Source organism: Sphingobacterium sp. xlx-96 (genome assembly GCF_011007365.1).
Taxonomy (GTDB): Bacteria; Bacteroidota; Bacteroidia; order Sphingobacteriales; family Sphingobacteriaceae; genus Sphingobacterium; species Sphingobacterium luzhongxinii.
Window position 1 is genome coordinate 149,486 of the sequence record NZ_WFKM01000004.1, and the last position, 20,425, is coordinate 169,910.

At 38.3% G+C, this 20,425-nt stretch carries 17 protein-coding genes; 6 read left to right on the forward strand and 11 right to left on the reverse strand.

Annotated elements, in window-relative coordinates:
• Nucleotides 1–76: 76 nt before the first annotated feature.
• The 3 genes from G7B20_RS09010 to G7B20_RS09020 all read right to left on the reverse strand — a co-directional run bounded on the left by G7B20_RS09010 (nucleotide 77) and on the right by G7B20_RS09020 (nucleotide 4,439).
• Complete coding sequence (locus G7B20_RS09010; protein WP_164110436.1) at nucleotides 77–1,603, reverse strand: sulfatase; 1,527 nt, start codon at nucleotides 1,601–1,603, stop codon at nucleotides 77–79.
• A gap of 393 nt (nucleotides 1,604–1,996) precedes the next feature.
• The gene (locus tag G7B20_RS09015) at nucleotides 1,997–3,301 is read right to left on the reverse strand and encodes an ammonium transporter (RefSeq protein ID WP_164110438.1); all 1,305 of its coding nucleotides are present in this window, start codon (nucleotides 3,299–3,301) and stop codon (nucleotides 1,997–1,999) included.
• 184 nt (nucleotides 3,302–3,485) lie between these two features.
• Complete coding sequence (locus tag G7B20_RS09020) at nucleotides 3,486–4,439, reverse strand: arginase (RefSeq protein WP_164110440.1); 954 nt, start codon at nucleotides 4,437–4,439, stop codon at nucleotides 3,486–3,488.
• Between the two features lie 245 nt (nucleotides 4,440–4,684).
• On the opposite strand from G7B20_RS09020, the gene G7B20_RS09025 reads away from it, so the two are divergent.
• The 3 genes from G7B20_RS09025 to G7B20_RS09035 all read left to right on the forward strand — a co-directional run bounded on the left by G7B20_RS09025 (nucleotide 4,685) and on the right by G7B20_RS09035 (nucleotide 7,504).
• Nucleotides 4,685–5,236: a DUF1697 domain-containing protein gene (locus G7B20_RS09025; protein ID WP_164110442.1), complete on the forward strand. Its 552-nt coding sequence runs from the start codon at nucleotides 4,685–4,687 to the stop codon at nucleotides 5,234–5,236.
• Between the two features lie 456 nt (nucleotides 5,237–5,692).
• Entirely contained in the window at nucleotides 5,693–7,060 is a 1,368-nt protein-coding gene (locus tag G7B20_RS09030) for an NAD(P)-binding domain-containing protein (protein WP_164110444.1), read from the forward strand.
• A 249-nt stretch (nucleotides 7,061–7,309) separates the two neighbouring features.
• The gene (locus tag G7B20_RS09035; protein ID WP_164110447.1) at nucleotides 7,310–7,504 is read left to right on the forward strand and encodes a hypothetical protein; all 195 of its coding nucleotides are present in this window, start codon (nucleotides 7,310–7,312) and stop codon (nucleotides 7,502–7,504) included.
• A 16-nt stretch (nucleotides 7,505–7,520) separates the two neighbouring features.
• On the opposite strand, the gene G7B20_RS09040 is transcribed toward G7B20_RS09035, so the two are convergent.
• The 7 genes from G7B20_RS09040 to serC all read right to left on the reverse strand — a co-directional run bounded on the left by G7B20_RS09040 (nucleotide 7,521) and on the right by serC (nucleotide 14,391).
• The gene (locus tag G7B20_RS09040) at nucleotides 7,521–8,255 is read right to left on the reverse strand and encodes a YggS family pyridoxal phosphate-dependent enzyme (RefSeq protein ID WP_164110449.1); all 735 of its coding nucleotides are present in this window, start codon (nucleotides 8,253–8,255) and stop codon (nucleotides 7,521–7,523) included.
• A 98-nt stretch (nucleotides 8,256–8,353) separates the two neighbouring features.
• A complete protein-coding gene (locus G7B20_RS09045) occupies nucleotides 8,354–8,623 on the reverse strand; it encodes a hypothetical protein (protein WP_164110451.1) in 270 nt (89 codons plus the stop codon).
• 146 nt (nucleotides 8,624–8,769) lie between these two features.
• Complete coding sequence (locus tag G7B20_RS09050; RefSeq protein WP_164110453.1) at nucleotides 8,770–9,216, reverse strand: hypothetical protein; 447 nt, start codon at nucleotides 9,214–9,216, stop codon at nucleotides 8,770–8,772.
• Nucleotides 9,217–9,486: 270 nt separating this feature from the next.
• Complete coding sequence (gene lysA / locus G7B20_RS09055) at nucleotides 9,487–10,644, reverse strand: diaminopimelate decarboxylase (protein ID WP_164110455.1); 1,158 nt, start codon at nucleotides 10,642–10,644, stop codon at nucleotides 9,487–9,489.
• A gap of 16 nt (nucleotides 10,645–10,660) precedes the next feature.
• A complete protein-coding gene (locus G7B20_RS09060; protein WP_164110457.1) occupies nucleotides 10,661–11,977 on the reverse strand; it encodes an aspartate kinase in 1,317 nt (438 codons plus the stop codon).
• Nucleotides 11,978–12,264: 287 nt separating this feature from the next.
• Nucleotides 12,265–13,212, reverse strand: a complete 948-nt coding sequence (locus G7B20_RS09065; protein ID WP_164110459.1) for a D-2-hydroxyacid dehydrogenase — start codon at nucleotides 13,210–13,212, stop codon at nucleotides 12,265–12,267.
• Between the two features lie 108 nt (nucleotides 13,213–13,320).
• Nucleotides 13,321–14,391, reverse strand: a complete 1,071-nt coding sequence (serC, locus tag G7B20_RS09070) for a 3-phosphoserine/phosphohydroxythreonine transaminase (protein WP_164110461.1) — start codon at nucleotides 14,389–14,391, stop codon at nucleotides 13,321–13,323.
• Nucleotides 14,392–14,811: 420 nt separating this feature from the next.
• Between serC and gyrA the strand changes: the two genes are divergently transcribed.
• Genes gyrA through G7B20_RS09085 form a run of 3 tightly spaced genes read left to right on the forward strand, consistent with a single transcriptional unit; the run spans nucleotide 14,812 to nucleotide 19,659 of the window.
• The gene (gene gyrA / locus G7B20_RS09075) at nucleotides 14,812–17,370 is read left to right on the forward strand and encodes a DNA gyrase subunit A (protein ID WP_164110463.1); all 2,559 of its coding nucleotides are present in this window, start codon (nucleotides 14,812–14,814) and stop codon (nucleotides 17,368–17,370) included.
• 3 nt (nucleotides 17,371–17,373) lie between these two features.
• On the forward strand, nucleotides 17,374–18,471 hold the full coding sequence (locus G7B20_RS09080; protein ID WP_164110465.1) for a tetratricopeptide repeat protein: 1,098 nt from the start codon (nucleotides 17,374–17,376) through the stop codon (nucleotides 18,469–18,471).
• 21 nt (nucleotides 18,472–18,492) lie between these two features.
• The gene (locus G7B20_RS09085) at nucleotides 18,493–19,659 is read left to right on the forward strand and encodes a tetratricopeptide repeat protein (RefSeq protein WP_164110467.1); all 1,167 of its coding nucleotides are present in this window, start codon (nucleotides 18,493–18,495) and stop codon (nucleotides 19,657–19,659) included.
• Nucleotides 19,660–19,706: 47 nt separating this feature from the next.
• Here the strand turns inward: G7B20_RS09085 and G7B20_RS09090 are convergent, their stop codons facing one another.
• The gene (locus G7B20_RS09090; RefSeq protein WP_164110469.1) at nucleotides 19,707–20,399 is read right to left on the reverse strand and encodes a prolyl oligopeptidase family serine peptidase; all 693 of its coding nucleotides are present in this window, start codon (nucleotides 20,397–20,399) and stop codon (nucleotides 19,707–19,709) included.
• Nucleotides 20,400–20,425: the final 26 nt, after the last annotated feature.

Genomic DNA, 20,425 nt, shown 5'->3' on the forward strand with positions numbered 1-20,425 from the left:
ATATATTCATACTACTAAAATGTACTTAAGAGAAGGAGCACCTATGTATAGGAAAACAGGGCTTTATCAAAACATATTAAAATTTTGAAAAGATCTCCTCTGCTTCCTTATCATCAAAACTCTTAATTTCTCTTTTTAACTTCGCTTTCATCTTAGCCACAACACTTTTATAGGCAGGGTCATTATAAACATTATTCAACTCCTGTGGATCTTTTTCCAGATCGAAGAGCTCCCATACATCTACACGTTTATAGAAACGAATTAATTTATAGCGATCGTCCTTTACGCCGAAATGTGGAGACACCGCGTGCTCGCCATTTTCAAAATAGTGGTAATACAATGCTTTACGATGGGGTTTAGAAGGAGATTTCAGAACTTTAGCGAAAGATTGCCCTTGCATATCTTTAGGAATATCTACCCCGGCCAATTCTAATACTGTAGGAGCAATATCTGCATTGACAATATTGGCATCGATATGTGCCCCTACGGGGATGGTCCCTGGATACTTCATCAACATTGGGGTACGAAACGATTCTTCGTACATAAAACGTTTATCAAACCATCCATGTTCACCCATATAGAATCCTTGATCAGAAAGATAAATCACCACCGTATTATCATCAAGATTACGCGCTTTTAGATAATCCAACACTTTACCTATATTCCTGTCCATAGAACGCGCCGTATTTAGATAATCTATCATATAGCGTTGATATTTCCATTTAGCAAGATCATCTCCAGAAAGATTAGCTGCTTCCAACTTTTCATAAATTGGCTTATAATATGCTGCATATTGCTTTTTCTGTTCCGGGTTCATCCTTTTAAAATTTCCATCCACCATCATTTTCTCCCAGGATTCAAACATTTTTAAATCGTACCCCATCTTCATGTCTTTATTAATAGACATTTCCTGTACTGCTGCTGCAGACCTCCCTGAATAATCATCGAAGAAACTAGGAGGAAGAGGGATACTATCCTGATCAAATTCCCCAAAGTCCTTGGGGTCAGGCATCCAGGTTCTATGGGTAGCTTTATGGCCGATGACCAAACAAAATGGATAATTATCTGCCGTTGAATCTAACCAAGCCAATGCCTTTTCAGTAACGATATCCGACACGTAGCCCTCACTTCTCTTTTTTCCATCCTGTGAAATAAAATCCGGATTGAAATAATGCCCCTGTCCTACCAATATATCGTAATAATCAAATCCTTGAAGCTCCTCACCTAAATGAATTTTACCGACCCAAGCTGTCTTATACCCCACTTGTTGCAACTCTTTAATAAAGGTATTCTGCGAAAAATTAAAAGTAGAGGTTTCATTATCTTTGAATCCATTTTTGTGGCTATATTTCCCTGTTAAAAGGGTCGCTCTAGCTGGGCCACATATCGAATTATTTACATAAGTCCGATTAAAAGTAGCACCTTCTTGGGCGATTCTGTCTATATTAGTCGTCCGACCTAATTTCGAACCATAGGCACTGATAGTCTGATAGGAGTGATCATCCGAAATAATAATTACCACATTGGGTTTCTTATGTTGTCCACTCAATGTCAATCCCCACAGAGAGGCAATAAAAAAAACAGAAAATCGAAAAAAAAACATTTTTTATTAGTTTTATGGTAATTAGGTATATATAAGGGCAAGGTAGTAAAATTATAAATTCTCGACAAGAGATAGGATATAGTACGACATAATTAATCCGGGTAAAAAGGAGAATTTAACACTAGATATTGCGGAGATTTCATATGCGATGCATTATCCATCACCCAGCTATTTTTCGAAGATATTTAAAACACAAAAGGTATATCCCCCATCTCTTATCGGCAGAGTTTATTCTCATAAAAAAATAAAATGTCACAATACTATGACTATATCAATATTAACAAGTATTTAACATTTTAAATTGATTTATACGGTTAACTTTGGGTATTCATAATTTAGGTTAATAATTGGTTAGTTAAGAACGCCTGTAGCTCCCCGCTTCAGGCGTTTTTTTTATAATTCTTCGTCGTGCTGTGTTCTATCTAACCCCAATTCTTCATCTTTCTCGTGCACACGCAACGGAGCAATCAGATCAGTAAGCTTAAGGAGTAATAGCGCTCCAAAGAAAGCAAAAATAGAAACAGCAACGAGTGCAATCACATGTGCTGTAAACAAATTTGTCTCACCAAAGTATAAACCGTTCTCTTTCAAGACTGGGTTTATTGAGTTATGTGCGAATACGGCAGTCAATACCATCCCGACCATACCTCCTACTCCATGACAAGGAAACACATCCAACGTGTCATCGATACGGGTTTTACTACGTAGAAATACTAGCAAATTACTTACTAAAGCAGCAATTAATCCAATAACAATAGAATGCGATATACTTACAAATCCTGCAGCGGGAGTGATCGCGACAAGTCCAACGACAGCACCGATACATGCACCCATTGCCGATGGCTTCTTACCTCGAATAATATCGACAAAAATCCAAGACATAGCTGCTACAGCAGAAGCTATCGTGGTTGTTGCAAATGCATGCGCAGCCAAACTGTTCGCCCCTCCTGCCGACCCAGCATTAAAACCAAACCAACCAAACCACAACAATGCCGTACCTAAAATAACATAACTGATCCGAGCTGGTGAATGTGTCGGAGTCCTTCTTCCTTTTAAGTAAAGCGCCGAAGCCAACGCAGCCCAACCCGCAGACATGTGTACGACTGTACCCCCTGCAAAATCTAATACGCCATACCTCGCTAGAATACCTTCGGGATGCCAGGTTGCGTGAGCCAAGGGCATATAAATGAATATACTAAAAAGTAGAATAAATACCATGTAAGAATTAAAGCGAACTCGCTCGGCAAAGGCTCCGGTGATAAGAGCAGGTGCTATAATAGCGAATTTTAACTGAAACATCGCAAAAAGAATCAGGGGAACGGTTGGTAACCCCTCCCAAGCTACATTGCCCAGCATTCCTTTCATCATATAAAAAGTTCGAGGATCACCTATAATTCCTCCAATATCTTCGCCAAATGCCAAACTGAAACCAAAAACAACCCATACAATCGATATTAGGCACATACAAATAAAGCTCTGCAACATTGTCGAAATAACATTCTTTTTACTAACCATACCTCCATAGAAAAATGCTAAACCCGGAGTCATAATCAGCACCAATGCGGAGGAAGTCAACAACCATGCTGTATCTCCTGAATCCAGCTTGACGTTGGACAGGTTTGCCATTTCTGTAGGAGATCCAAACAGACCTATAATACCCAAAGCAATTAACACAATAAACGGAATCGTCTTTTTCATTTGAATAGATTAAATTAGATTAGTATTTACATTCAAAAATACATATTTCAATAAAATATTATCAACAAAAAACAGCTTTTATTAATAATATTTTATTGAAAAAACGAAATACATAAAACAAATGAAATAAAAAAGTGCAATACATTGAAAATGTATTGCACTTTTTTGAGGACAAAGCTCACTCCTATTCGCCCTTATCTTGAAAATGCTTTTCCAAAATATCAAAGGTCACTTCTGCCATTTTATTACCTTGACTATCCAATAATGGATTTACTTCTACAATCTCTAAACAACATACTTTACCTGAATCTGACACCCCTTTTAATAAGGTTGAAATCTCATGAGGAAAGAAACCTCTTGGCACAGGCGTGCCCGTACCGTCCGAAATCAAATCACTATCCATACTGTCTACATCAAAAGAAAGGTACAGTATATCACATTCCTTAAGTCTTAGAAGTGCTTCCTGAATACAAACATCTATTCCACGCTCTCTGACTTCTGCCACCATAAAGTTGCGTATTCCCAAGCTCTGGATTAACGAATCTTCGGGCTGTTCAGTATCCCTCACACCAAAATAAACAAGATGTTCAGCCTTAATCTTTGGGCCAGAAAGCTTTAAGTTTTTCAGTTTATCCCAGTATGTGTGGGTTTCTTCATCCAGTTTATTAATCGCACACTCCAGGTTATCTTCGTTTAGCATAGCACCTAATGGCATGCCATGCATATTACCAGATGGCGTCGTGTACGGGGAATGTATATCGGCATGTGCATCTATCCAAACAACGCCAAGTGTCTTTTCTGGAAATGCAGATTTAATACCGCTAATTGTACCCATCGCAGACGAATGATCTCCTGAGAAAACTAGAGGAAACTGATTCCTTGAAAGACAATTACCGACCACAGTAGCAACTTCCTCGCATTGCTCGTAAACATATGGTATATATTTAGCATAAGGATGTTGATCATTTTCGTACACAGAGTCATTACGTGTCGGTACATCCACAAAAGGATAACGATGAAAAAAATCACTACCCTTATTAATCGCCGCTATCTCCATAGCATCTATCCCTAAATCCGCTCCTCTAGTACCAGCTCCAATATCTGATCTATTCTTTATTATTTCCATCGATGTCTGCATAATTTTAGTTTTGTATGACTACCTATCGAGTATAGTCCAAAAAGAGATTATTTGACAAATATCCAAAACTGCCACTAGAAACTCAAAACATACTGAACTTTTCGATAAAAAAAACTGCATTCTGTAAACAGACAAGAATTTTTATCAACACTAATGGGCTACCTCGATATATTCCACAAATTATTCAGCCTCATTGATGTCACCTATAATAATTCCTATTTTTACATACGACAAATGCTTGAACTATGAGTAAACAATCCGATCAATCGAACTATCTATATTGTGCTTTTTTGAGGGGTGTCAACGTACAAGGGACAACGATGAAGATGAAAGAGGTGTGTACATTATTTGAAAACAACGGGATGGCTAAAGTTAATGCGGTACTAGCTTCTGGCAATATCTTATTCTCCTCCGGTAAACCAAGGACGGAATTAAAAGAAATTCTGGAAAAAGCCCTCTCTTCACACTTTGACTATGATGCATTTCTTTTCCTAAAAAACAAAAAGGAACTTGAAAGCATCATAAATAGTAATCCTTTTGAACCCAATACAAATTTCCACACTTATGTATTCCTTGGAATAGATGGTATTGAAAATTTGCTAAAAAAAGAATTCGAACAGTCAAAAAAAGCACCAGGTGAAGAAGGCGCTATGTTCGGCTCAGCCTTTTATTGGAAAGTTCCAAAAGGAAGCTCCTTAGATTCTGAATTCAGTAAAGTCTTAGGGCAGAAAAAACTCAAAAACACGCTTACCTCCCGCAACATCAATACTATTGTAAAGGTCTTGCAGAAAATATAATAGGCATTATAAATAACTTCTTGTCAATAATATTGAAAGAAACTGTAAGCCGACAACTCCTCCAACTATAACACTATCAAAGGCTAAATCGCTCTGAACGAACTCTGGAAGTACATCAAGAACGATCTCTATCGTCAAATAGATAAAAAATACAGATATAATGAAAGGTGTAATAGTTTGCTTAATGATTTAATTTTCCGTATATTGAGTTTTTTGAAGGAAAAAACATCCGTATAGCTACGGCTCTGTATAATAATATTCAACATGTTTACCTTTTTGGTAAAACCTAATTTTTCCTTTCTTTTTGGCTATGCCATCTAATTAGAGATTTAAAAAGTCTCTTCCATTGCATTCCGAATTTATTCGGGATGGTCTTGAATCTAATGATTCACTTTCTAAATAAATTAATCACAGTTATCCCTTTAGGATAGCTTAACATTTTATTAATAGTATTATATGACAAATTTTAAAGTTGGTATTATTGGTGCTGGTCCGAGCGGATTGGCTATGCTACGAGCATTTGAATCGGAACAGAAAAAAGGTAATCCCATCCCAGAAATTAAATGTTATGAAAAACAAGATAATTGGGGCGGTATGTGGAATTACACCTGGCGAACTGGGGTAGGAAAATACGGTGAACCTCTCCATGGAAGTATGTACAAATACTTATGGTCGAATGGCCCCAAGGAATGTCTTGAATTTGCTGACTATACTTTTTCAGAACATTTTGGGCAACCTATTTCCTCTTATCCTCCACGCGAAGTATTATTTGACTATATCCAGGGTAGGATCAATCAAAGTAACGCTCGCGATTATATCCAATTCAATACGGTCGCCCGATGGGTGGACTATATCGAGGATCAAAAACAATTTCGCGTCATTTTTGACAACTTAAAGGACAATAAAACCTTTGAAGAGTATTTTGATTACTTAATTGTTGGCACAGGACATTTCTCAACACCTAACTTTCCTTATTTCGAAGGTATTGAAAATTTTCCTGGAGCCGTAATGCATGCCCATGATTTCAGAGGAGCCGATCAATTCAAGGATCAACGTTTACTTCTTATAGGCAGTAGCTATTCGGCTGAGGACATTGGTGTCCAGTGCTATAAACATGGTAGTGCATCCGTAACTATAGCTTACCGAAGTAACCCAATAGGCTGTAACTGGCCCGAAGGAATAAAAGAAAAATCCTGTGTAACCCATTTTGAAGGTGCTACTGCTTACTTCAAAGATGGTACCTCTGAAGAATTTGATGCTGTGATACTCTGTACGGGGTATCAGCACAAATTCCCATTTCTACCGGATGACCTAAGACTAAAGACTAAAAACCGCTTATATCCGGACGACCTTTATAAAGGCGTAGTTTTTAATCATAATGAGCAATTACTCTATCTAGGTATGCAGGATCAATATTACACATTCAACATGTTTGATACGCAAGCCTGGTTTGCAAGAGACTACATGCTTGGCAGGATCAATATCCCCTTAAAAGAAGAGCGCATTTTAGATATAAAAAAATGGATGGACTACGAAGAAAGTACAAAAACAGGTATTGAACATGTCGACTTTCAAACAGATTATATCAAAGAGCTGATGTCTTTTACAGATTATCCCGACTTCAATGTAGACAAAGTGTCTGCAATGTTCAAAAGCTGGCTACAAGATAAAGAAACCAACATTCTTAGCTACCGCGATCAAGTTTATAAATCGGTCATGGATGGTACGCAAGCCACCCCTCATCATACAGCTTGGATGGATGAAATGGATGACAGTTTAGAAAAATATTTGGAAGAAAACTTAGAAAAAGAAACACTTGTTTAACAGAAACGCAGAATACACGTCTGTTCTTTCTTAGGTTACCTCTTGCGAGGTAGCCTATTTTAATATACGGTTTCCCCAACTACGGAAACCCGTAAATACTCTCCATATTATTACGTAATGTTGTAGCAATTCAGGCACAAGTAACGTTTAATTATTATATTTAAGATGAATCGGACACCGTATTCACTATAGCAACTCGACACATAGTTTCCAATGAGAAATACTAAATATGGATAAATGCATTAAAATATGAAGACTCTAATTTTTGGTATACTTTATTTTATAGCTGCTTTTTCATCATTATACCTACTAAATCCTGAAGTAGACATCTACGCTATTTTGATGGTAAGTTCTATCGCGACTACAGCCACCGTCTTATTATTTCTTGCAGTATCGGCGTACATAAAGCGACGTCAGCCAGTAAACAAAAGCTTCAATAAATAGTCTAAACAGCTAAGGTTTATCCGAGCCTGCTTTCATTCCAGTAGTAGCTATTTGCGTAAATACGCGGACCAAAGATAGCTGTCCCCACACGAACTATCGTAGATCCCTCTTCAATTGCAGTTTCTAAGTCCCCGCTCATCCCCATAGAAAGCTCATGCATATTTACATTATGAATCTGTTCAGCAATAATTTCCTGTTGGATCTGTTTGAGTAGCCGAAAACAGGGTCTCACTTTCTCTGCCTCGGCACTAAACAACCCTATGGTCATTAACCCCTTAATCTTTATATTATCGAACTCAGAAACACTTTTCACGAGCTCAATCGCCTCGTCGGGATGTATACCAAACTTACTTTGTTCTCCAGAAGTATTTATTTGAATCAAAACATCAATTTTTCTATCCTCATACGCCAATCGCTGCTGTAGTTTTTCGGCAATTTCTAATCGATCGAGAGATTGTATACAACTGATGTCATATTTTAAGATATCTTTAATTTTATTGGATTGCAGATGCCCTATAAAATGACTCGTATGTGGTATACTTCTCAAATCCTCGTATTTTTCTTTTATTTCCTGAACCTTGTTCTCTGCGATCAAAGTTTGTCCTTCTTGAAGTGCTTCTTTAATACGTTCGGAGGGCACTGTTTTAGTTGCTAACAGCAACTTAACTTCTGCTGGATCACGCATACTATCTAAACACGCCCTTTCGATTCTTTTGAGAATGATATTTAAATTACTAACAATATTGCTCATTTACATTATGTCTTATTGCATAACAAAAGTAAACGGAATCCAGATCCTAAGACTCCTACAGTTTTACAAATAACCCCTAGTCCAGTTTCCCGATTTCTTTAATAGATCTTCTCTACGAAGACAGTATAGTGCAGCTTTGCCGTTATCATTTCTTCAGCAGTATCTGTTATTTCGATATCCTCTCCAACACGGTTACTCACCAATTCAAAACCATCAAACCAAGCTTCTATTCCATTTTCCACTTCATTTTTTAACACCTCGTCTTCTTTTTCAAATCCTATTTTATAAAAATAAGGCTCATCCGTATTATCTATTACTGCCTTAGGAACTGTCACCTTAATAGACACCTTGAGTTCTCTCGTCTTCATATTAAATTATCCCTCTAAATATTCCTCAAAGTTACACAACTTATACGTTCTATCTCATACGACACCTGCTAGATTAAGCACAAAAAAAAAGACACATACAGGAGTAAAATCCTGCACATGTCTCCCCAATATTATATGTTGAAAATTTACTTTAACTCGTGGACAAAAACCTGGGTAGTTTCACCAATGACTACGGTCGGAAATTTTTTATCATAGTCAATAACGATATCACCTGCTCCGGCGACTCCATCATTATTTGAATCCCAATCGATATTCACATAGTATTTAATTACTTCTCCCTCTCTAACAGCCGGTTTAATCATTTTCTTATGGTTTTCAGGCAGTTCAACTGTTACTTTAAATGGCAATTTAGATGATGTTAGCTTTTGCTCCAAAATCAATGTTGCCGGTACATCAGCGATATTCTCCGATACAGCGAAAAGACTCACTTTTCCTTCGGCTTTCTTAATAGTCCCGTTACCAACGAATTCAACTGATAAGGTTTCTTTTTTCATTTCCTTTATCTTAGATGTGCTTGAGCAACTCGAGAAAATTGCTGTAGCCAAAATTAATACTGAAAATAATTTGTTCATATTCTTATATATTTAAAATAAAAATCCTCCGAAAAATTATCGGATTCCAAAACATAACGTAAAAAGAATTAAATTCGATACAATTAAATAAAAATAAATTTAAGAACAACAAAAACACAAATAAACAGAACATAATTCTAAAAACAACAAACAAAATCAAACAAGACACTTGTATACAGCGAGTTTGCTTTTACATTTGATGGACCTAAATAAAAAAAGCCTCATTAGAAAATTCTAATGAGGCTTTCACAGGAAGGATTAAATTAACTGTTATTCCGAATACAGATAACGTATCTCGTTCCTTAAATTATAATTCGAGGCCATTACCTCTCCATAAGCTCCCGCCGTCCTTATAGCAATTAGATCCCCCCGTTTGCTCACTGGAAGTAAAACCTCTTTTCCAAAGCTATCTGAACTTTCACAGATCGGCCCTACAACATCATAATTCAGCTCTTTCTCATTAGTACCTTCTCCTATCTTTTCTATTTTATGATAAGCTTGATACAAAGCGGGACGCATCAATTCGGTCATTCCTGCATCTAGGATTAAGAAGTTCTTTTTTGAACCGCTTTTCGTATAAAGCACACGGCTCACCAACGTCCCACATTGTGCCACCAGTGCCCGTCCCAATTCAAAATGAACCTCCTGCTGCGCGTTACGTTCCAAGAACTTATCAAACACATCAAAATAAGCTTCAAAATCGGCTATAGGATTACCATCTGGATCCCTATAATCTACACCGAGCCCTCCGCCTACATTGATCACTTTAATATAAGTTCCCCTATCCTCAAACCAGTTCTTCCATTCATTAACTTTGACACACAGACTCCTAAAGACCCCCATATCTGTTATCTGAGAACCAACATGAAAATGCAATCCAATAAGATCTATGTGTTCACATCCTTTAATGACAGCAGCAGCCTTCTCTAACTCTGAATTTGGTACACCAAATTTATTCTCATCAAGTCCGGTTGTTATATAATGGTGGGTATTAGCATCCACATTAGGGTTGATCCTTAAAGAAACGTTAGCACGTTCGCCATGCTGTCCCGCCAACTCATTTATCACCTCTAACTCTTGAATAGACTCCACATTAAAAGCAAAAATTCCATGCTTTAAAGCGGTCAAAATCTCTTTATCCGATTTTCCTACTCCCGCAAACGTTATCTGATCCGCAGGAAACCCTGTATCAATAGATTTCTGCACCTCATTACCACTGACACAATCTGCTCCAAATCCCATGGATTGAATAACAGCAAGCAATCTATCATTAAAGTTAGCTTTCAAAGCATAATGTACATGAAACCCACGTTTATCTGCTGCTTTTTTCGCAGATTGGAGTGTTTGCTTTAGCAGATTTAAATCATAGTAATAAAACGGTGTCTCCTGATTAGAAAACTGGCTCAACAATTCCTTATTTTTAAACATATCCTTGCTCTGAATATTAAAACAACCTATTATGTAACGAGCGTAATGCCTCTACTTTATATTTGGTATCTAAAAGTATAGACACATTATAATCCGACCCTCCATAGGATATCATTCGGATAGGTAAATGTTTGACTGCGTCCAGTACACGTGCTGCATAACCATGCGTATTAGCTCCGAAATCCCCTACGACACATACAATAGTCTGGCCCTCATCGACACCTACTTTACCAAACAACTCTACCTCTTTGATGATCTCCAAAAGATTACTTGTATCGTCGATTGAAAGAGATACAGCTACTTCCGAAGTCGTAATCATGTCTATAGGTGTCTTATAACGCTCAAATATCTCGAACACTTTACGTAAAAAGCCATAAGCTAACAGCATTCTAGACGAATGTATGTGGATAGCAGTAATTCCATCTTTTGCAGCAATTGCCCGAATGACGCCTTTTTCAGAGCCCGCTTTTGATATCAACGTTCCATGGGCACCTGGATCCATCGTATTCAACAAACGCACTGGCACATTATAGCGCTGCGCAGGGAATACACTCTGCGGGTGCAAAATCTTAGCTCCAAAATAAGCCAACTCAGCAGCCTCATCAAAACTCAGATGGGCTATCGGGGAGGTGTTGGCCACAATACGGGGATCATTATTGTGCATACCATCAATATCTGTCCAAATCTGAACCTCATCTGCAGCTATTGCAGCTCCAATCAAAGAAGCCGTATAGTCGGATCCTCCCCTACGCAAGTTGTCAATTTCGCCAAAAGAATTTCTACAGATAAATCCCTGCGTAATAAATAGCTTATTTTCTGGATTATCACTTAACAATGGGGACAACTTTTGCCTAATATGGTCTATCATAGGTTCATTGTCTTCGTCGATCTTCATAAACTCCAAAGCAGGAAGCAACACAGATGCAACACCTATTTCTTCCAAATGAAAATGCCAAAGGGTGGTAGACATCAATTCACCCTGAGCTAAAATTATTTTCTCCTCTGTAGGCGTGAATATATCGTTGTTTGCTAAAGATTCAATTACATGAAAATGGTGATCGATAAGTTCCTTCCCCTTCTTAAGTCCTTCTTCGGTGGCAAAAAGCTCCTTAATAAGCGCCTCGTACTTATCCTTGTGTGCTGTGATCAATTGCTTGGCAAGCTGCTTATCTCCGTTCAAGTAAGCCTGACCGATCTCTACTAAAGCGTTTGTTGTCCCCGACACTGCAGATAATACCACAATTTGACGCTCGTTAGGGTCTACGATTTCGAGTAACCCTTTGATACGAGCTGCACTTCCTACGGAAGTACCACCGAATTTTAGAATTTTCATGAAGTAATTATATTTTTAACTTTATATTATATTTCAAAAGGCTCTATCGACAGAACCAAATGCATTTTCAAAAACAGCAAAAAACTATTTTAGAGCGTGAATATACCCAATTGAACCGATAATTATGCGGATTTTTCATTTTTACCATTAAAAAAATAGAAAAATCATAATTACACCTACAAATACCTCTTCATTTAGCGTAATGCAAAGTCGGCAATAGAGAATTAAAAAAATGCGACACCAACCCCGTTCAGGTCTGTGCCGCATTTCTTAATAATACGGAAGTATTATTTCTTCAGACTCGCTATCAACAACTGCGCAAGTTCTTCCCCAATGCGTTCCTGAGCTTCGTTTGTCGCAGCTCCAATATGCGGAGTCAAAGACAGCTTTGGATGACTCAGAAGTGCTGCACGCGGTGTTGGTTCATCTTCAAAAACATCAAGGCCAGCAAAAGCTACTTTGCCTGAATCCAAAGCCTCCAACAATTCTAATTCATCAATTACGCCACCACGTGATGCGTTGACCAGTCCGACACCATCCTTCAATAATGCAAATTCTTCTTTCCCAATAACAGGCTTATCCAAAAAAGGAACGTGTAAGGAGATAAAGTCAGACTCGCTAAACAACTCCGGAAGTTCTACTTGGCGCACAGGAACATCAACTTTCAGTCCCCCAGATAAATCAAGCTGCAATGAAGTAGGCCCTTCAAACAGATCGTAATACAATACATCCATACCTATCCCTAAAGCCATCTTGGCGGTCTCTCTACCGATACGACCAAATCCGACAACCCCCAATTTCTTCCCCATCAATTCAGTACCTGCTGCATACGCCTTCTTAAGACCACCAAAATTGACAGCACCTTCAACCGGCATTTTACGGTTAGCATCGTACAAGAAACGGACGCCGTTCAATAAATGTGCAAAGACCAATTCGGCTACCGAATGAGATGAAGCAGCAGGTGTATTGATAACCGTAATCCCCTTAGATCTTGCATAATCCACATCAATATTATCCATACCAACCCCTCCTCGACCAATTACTTTGATATTCGGACAAGCATCAATAAGAGGCTTTCTTAACTTTGTAGCACTACGTACTGTAACAGCATCATAAGCATTCAACTTATTCACTAGTTCATCTTGAGGAATATGCACAGTATCTACTGTAAAACCTGCATCCTCTAATATTTTTTTACCGATAGGATCTATCCCATCATTTGCTAAAATTTTCATTATTATTCTTTGTGATCTTGTGATCGAGTTATACTGCGTTCTTGTTAACATCTACATTGGTCCACATCTAACCATTCTGACTTATTAACTTGATAACTCCATAACTTGTTAACTTCTATGTTTATCCTCAAATTCTCGCATAGCATCTACTAGCGCATTGATTGACCGTATACTCAGTGCATTATAGATTGAAGCTCTAAAACCACCTACAGAACGATGGCCTTTGATCCCGATCAAGTCCCGCTCTTTCGCTAAGGTCAAAAACTCTGCTTCCAGCCCCGGTGTATCCATAACGAACGTGACATTCATCCGTGAACGATCCTCCACTTCAGCTGTCCCTTTAAAAAACGGATTACGGTCTATTTCATCGTACAATGTACGTGCTTTAATAATATTCTCTTGTTCAATTACAGAAATACCGCCTTTCGCTTTCAACCAACGAAGATTAAGCATAGATACATAAATAGAGAATACAGCAGGCGTATTATACATTGACGCAGCTTTGATATGTGCCTGATAATCAAAAATAGTCGGTATTGTACGACCTGTTTTTCCTAAGATTTCGTCTTTGACAATAACTAAAGTCAGCCCGGCAGGCCCCATATTCTTTTGCGCACCTGCATAAATAATATCAAAATCGCGCACATCAATACTTAGACTAAAAATATCAGAAGACATATCCACCACCGTAGGAACCTGTGTATCTGGTTTCTTAAACACCTCTGTACCATAAATGGTATTGTTAGAGGTATAGTGAAAATACGATGCATCCAAAGGAATAGTGAATCCTTTCGGTATATAATTATAATTTTTATCACTGGATGAAGCTACAACTTCTACCGTTCCAATATTCTTTGCTTCCTTAGCTGCCTTCGAAGCCCATACACCGGTATCTAAATATGCAGCTTTTCCGCCTTCAGGCAACAAATTCATGGGCACCATTGCAAACTGTTGACTTGCGCCCCCTTGAAGAAATAAAATGGAGTAATTTAACGGTACATTCAGTAGCTCACGAACTAAACGTTCGGCCTCTACAATTACCGCCTCAAATTCCTTTGATCGATGGGAAATCTCCAAAATAGACAATCCCGTATTATTAAAATCTAATACCGCCTGAGAAGCTTCTTTAAAAACTTCTTGGGGCAAAATACAAGGACCAGCACCAAAATTATGTTTCATCTCGTTGTTTGTGTGTTATAAGTGAAATTCTGAACAAATGTAACAACATTTTTTATATTAATATTAACGCAAACAATTATTTGTTACCAAAAACATAAACAATTAAGGTTTTTAATACAATATCTTTACAAAAAACAAATAATCACACACAAACACTTCATTTTAAACTATTACTGAATAATAAAAAATACAATCTGCGATACAAAGCGATACATTTTACCGAATTAACATTGCAATCAACGACCAAAATCTGTCTCTTTTGACTAGAATCATCGGCTGTAGATCTAACAATGATAACCGTCTGAAAAGTTCCGAACAGGCTCCAAAAACCTACACTTTCAGAAAAAAAAATCGTATCTTCGCATGCGTAGTGCGAGCATTATACATGCACTTAATTAGTTTTACAGTAACCAGGTAAATATGGCTGAAGAAACAGAAAATGAAAACAATCTAGTACCTGCTAATGACAGGGTAGTAAAAATCAACATTGAAGACCAGATGAAGTCGGCATATATCGACTATTCGATGTCTGTAATCGTGTCAAGAGCGCTCCCAGATGCAAGAGATGGTTTAAAGCCCGTACACAGACGTGTATTATATGGTATGCACGAGTTAGGGGTTACTTCTGGAAAACCTTATAAAAAATCAGCCCGTATTGTTGGGGATGTATTGGGTAAGTACCACCCGCATGGAGATACAGCCGTATACGATACTATGGTGCGTATGGCTCAAGATTGGTCTCTCCGATACCCTTTGATCGATGGTCAGGGAAATTACGGATCATTAGACGGAGATCCACCAGCAGCAATGCGTTATACGGAATCTCGTCTACGCAAGATCGCAGAGGAAATGTTGGCCGATATCAGAAAAGACACTGTTGACTTTCAGTTGAATTTTGACGACTCAGAGACAGAGCCAACAGTATTACCGACCCGCATCCCTAACCTCTTGGTCAATGGCGCTTCGGGTATCGCCGTTGGTATGGCCACAAACATGGCCCCCCATAATTTGACCGAAGTTATTGATGGTACCATTGCCTACATAGACAATAGAGATATCGAAATTTCGGAATTAATGCAGTATGTTAAAGCTCCAGATTTCCCTACAGGAGGATTTATATACGGGCACCACGGTGTCCGCGAAGCATTTGAGACAGGTCGTGGAAGAATTGTAATGCGTGCGAAAGCGGAGATCGAAACGACTAAATCCGGCCGTGAAATCATCATCGTAACCGAAATACCTTATTTGATTAACAAAGCGGATATGATCAAGCGTACCGTAGATCTAATCAACGAAAAGAAAATCGAAGGCATTTCCGAGATACGTGATGAATCTACAAAAGATGTACGTATTATATATGAAATCAAACGTGATGCAAACGCAAATGTTGTTTTAAACAACCTTTATAAATATACTTCCCTACAGTCATCCTTTTCCGTAAATAACATTGCCTTAGTCAAAGGACGCCCGATGTTGATGAACCTGAAAGATATGATTCATGAATTCGTGGAGCATAGACATGAGGTAATCGTTCGTCGTACTAAATTCGAATTGGCCGAAGCCGAAAAGCGAGCACATATATTAGAAGGCTATCTTATTGCATTAGATCATCTAGATGAGGTTATCAAGTTAATCCGTAGTTCCGAGACACCTGAAGATGCTCGGGTTGGCTTAATGGAAAAATTCGGACTATCCGATCTACAAGCCCGCGCTATTTTAGATATGACGTTGCGTCGTCTTACAGGACTAGAGCGGGATAAGATTAAGGAGGAGTACGCCGAATTAATGAAGACCATCGATTACTTAAAACAAGTTCTAATGGATGAAGGTCTCCGAATGCAAATCATTAAAGATGAACTCTTAGAAATTAAGGAAAAATTCGGTGACGAGCGCAGGTCGGTCATCGTGCATTCAGCAGAGGACATGACAATGGAAGACTTCGTAGATGATGAGGAAGTTGTTATTACAATCTCACATAATAGCTATGTAAAACGCACGCCGTTGACCGAGTATAAACGTCAAGGTCGGGGTGGTAAAGGAGCTATCGGCTCCAATACCCGAGACGAAGATTTCACAGAGCATATCATTACCGCAACTGCTCATAATTACATGTTATTATTTACGGAGGCAGGTCGCTGTTTCTGGTTGAGAGCATTTGAAATTCCAGAAGGAAGTCGGACTTCACGAGGTAGAGCTTTACAAAACATCATCAATATCCCAAAAGATGAAAAAATAAAAGCATATATCTTAGTCAAGAATCTTAAAGATCAAGAATACTTAGCGAACAACTTCATTATCATGTGTACCAAACAAGGAACGATCAAGAAGACATCCTTGGAAGCCTACTCGCGTCCACGTGCTAATGGTATCAACGCCATCAATATTAATGAAGGTGATCAGCTAATTGAAGCCTGTTTAACGAGTGGTAGTAGTGAGATTGTGATGGCTTTACGTTCTGGTAGAGCGATCCGATTCAATGAATCTACTGTCCGGCCAATGGGACGTACCGCAACCGGTGTACGCGGAATTACATTGACAAGCGAGACAGATGAAGTAGTTGGCATGATTAGTGTGAATAGTTCTGATGTGAGCGTACTAGTCGTTTCTGAAAAAGGCTATGGTAAACGAACAGATATCGAAGATTACCGCATTACGAACAGAGGTGGTAAAGGGGTCAAAACCATCAATGTTACAGAGAAAACCGGCGAACTCGTCGCTATTAAAGATGTAACAGACAATGATGACCTTATGATTATCAACAAATCCGGAATCGTAATCCGTATCGGAGTAGATTCGCTCCGTGTTATGGGGCGTGCCACTCAAGGGGTTCGTCTTATCACGCTTAAAGAAACAGATGAGATAGCCTCAATTACTAAAGTTGCTCGCGAAGAAGAGGAAGAAGAAATCGGTACAAATTCCGAAAATACTACCGAGAACTCCGACTTAGATGAACAAGTAACTGAAGCAACAGAAGAATAAAATATGAAAGCAATATCGGCTTCCTTATTATTGATAAGTTTAAGTACAACTGTTGTAGCCCAATCCAATTACAAGGAGGGCTCCAACAGTTTTGCCCGTTATATACAGACGGGGGATATTAAGCAGCTGGAAAGTGCCAAGAAATTCAGCGACGCATCCTATGCGACAAAGAGAGACTCTTCTCTCTCTAAAAATAACATGTTGCGTGCTCTTGTTTATAGCTCGCTTGCTTATGCCGATTCGACACGTAAGATAAAGACAGCTAAAGATCCTATTGACATTACGTTGGCGGCTGTTGCAAAATTAAAGCAAAAAGACAAAGACAATTTCGAGAGTGAGATTAAGTATGTTAATCAAAACCTTACTGCAGCTTATATTTATAAAGCAAACAAAGCTATAGAAAACAAAGAGTATGAAAAAGCTTATAATAGTTTTCTGCAGGTAAACAAATTGGGTTCCAAATCAGAAGATGTCCTTAACAATCTTGCATTATTAGCTGCTCAAGCAGGAAAGACTGACGAAGCTATAGACTACTATAGTCAAATCATAAAAGAAACGGATGCTGATGCAGGCAAATACTTGGCATTAGCCGACCTGTATAACTCCAAGAATGAAAAACAGCTCTATTTAAACACACTACAGGCCGCTCGAAATAAGTTTATGAACAACAAAAAAATTCTTTTTCTGTTGATTCAAAACTATGCAGCGTCCAAATCCTACGCTGCGATAGTTCCCATCATAGATGAAGCGATCAAGTACGAGCCAGAAAACATAGAATTACATTATTTGGCCGGTTTTGCCAACGAAAATGGAGGGCATACCGAACTCGCAAAAAAATATTACCATAAAGTAATAGAATTAGATGAGGACAATTACGATGCAAATTTAGCATTAGGACTAATCTTCTTAAACCAGTTTTTAAAAGATAAGAGCAATTTAGAGGCCCAATACGGTGCGCAGGATTATCTTTTAAAGGCGAATGGTATACAACCTTATGCAATTAATGCGTTAAAAGGGTTAGCATTGTATTATGAAGCGGCAGAAGATCCCGATCAACTAGATCGAGTCAATGTGTTACTCAACCAGCTTTCAAATAATTAGAAATAGTAATAAGAATTAGATATGGATTTAAAAAAAGCAATAATTTTATCAGCGATGGTTACAGCAGGTACTACGGTATTTGCCCAATCTAGTAATCTGAAAAAAGCAGCTTCCAACATTCAAAAATACGAAGAATTAAGAAGCACAGGGTCCGCTCAATTAGGCGTATCGTTCCTACAGACAGCTAAAGAAGCGATCGACGCAGCTTCTGTTCATGAGAAGACTAAAGATTTAGCGGAAACATGGACTTATTATTCTTTAGTGTACGCGAATATGGCAGTAGACGAAAAAAGTGAAGAAAAGGCTACGAAAGCTGCCGAAGGTATCGCTAAAGCTAAAGAGCTGGACAAAGACCAAAAGAACAAAACGAATATCAGCGTAGCAGAACAAAACCTATATTCTTTTAACTTCAATAACGGAGTAGGATATTGGGACAAGAAAGAATACAAGGCCGCTTACGATGCATTCAATAAAGCACTTAATTACATGCCAGGGGATACGACGTTGACCTATTACGCTGGTCTTGCAGCAATACAAAACAACGATTATCAAAATGGTATTGATAAATACAAACAACTGATTGACAAAAAGAATTATTCGCAGCATAAAGCTGTATTGGTAGATTTACCAAAGCTTTACCTATCACTTAAAGATACAACCAGCGCTTTGGAGTATGCAGCATTAGCAGCAAAGGAATACCCGAATGAAAATGATGCGGTCGTACAGAATATCGAATTGAATCTTATTGTTGGTAACGAGTCAAAAATCATCAGCGAAATTGAAAATCAAATTTCAAAAGATGGCAAGAACAAAAATCTTTATTATTATCTAGGTATAGCTCAAAGCGCAAATAACAACGCTGACAAAGCATACGAAGCCTATAGTAAAGCGATTGCAATCGATCCAAACTATAACGATGCGAACTTAAATGCAGGTGTGGTATTGATGAATTCTATTCGCGAGCAATTACAAAAAGTTAACGACGACAAGACGTTATCCAATAACCAATACACCACTAAAGTCGGTGAATTGAAAGAAAAAATAAAACCCGCTGAAGCACATTTCTTAAAGGTTCTTGAAAATGATCCTAAAAACGAGAGCGCTTTAAAAGGATTGAAAGGTCTTTACGATTTCCTACAGTTGGAAGAGAAAAGTAAAGCGATTCAAGAAAAAATTGACGCTCTGTAGAAATACAAAAGCTTAAATAAAAAAGAGATGCTGAATGCATCTCTTTTTTATTTAAGCTTTTTATAAGAAAACAACCAATCATAGATCTCATCCTTATGAAACAAACGTTCGACACTGCCGTGTGTTCCTCCTGGTACCACTGTTAATGTAACGTCGGCATCATCATCACACTTCTTTATTGCATTAAACATCTTCTTTGATTCGGACAATGGCACTGCGCGATCCCGGTTACCGTGTTGTATCCATAAAGGGACCTGTGTTAGATTACAAGCATAGTTAGCTGTACCTCCGCCACAAATTGCGACTGCAGCCGCAATTCTATCCGGATACTTTCCAGCTACATCCATAGTTCCATAGGCTCCCATACTCATCCCACAAACATATACCCGCGAAGCATCCGCGTTATAATTAGCGAGAATATAATCTATGACTTCCATTACCTGATCTGGATTCCAGCCATTAATCGTCTGAGGAGCTACTATTATACCTGGTATTTCCAGACCTTTTTCCATGGCATACAATACGCCATAACGCTTCACCCGTTCTAGATTAGACCCCGATAAGCTCTTACCGTGCAAAAACACCAAAATAGGTTGCTTCTCTCCTTCTTCGGAATAGCTATTAGGCAATCGTAATAGAAAATCATAAGAGGTTTTATTTTTGATTGGTTTCACATCGTCTGCACAAACACGAAAAAAAGGGCCCAATATCAATAGCATTACAATTATTCTTATCCACATAAATTTATATCCTAGTTTAGTCGAGG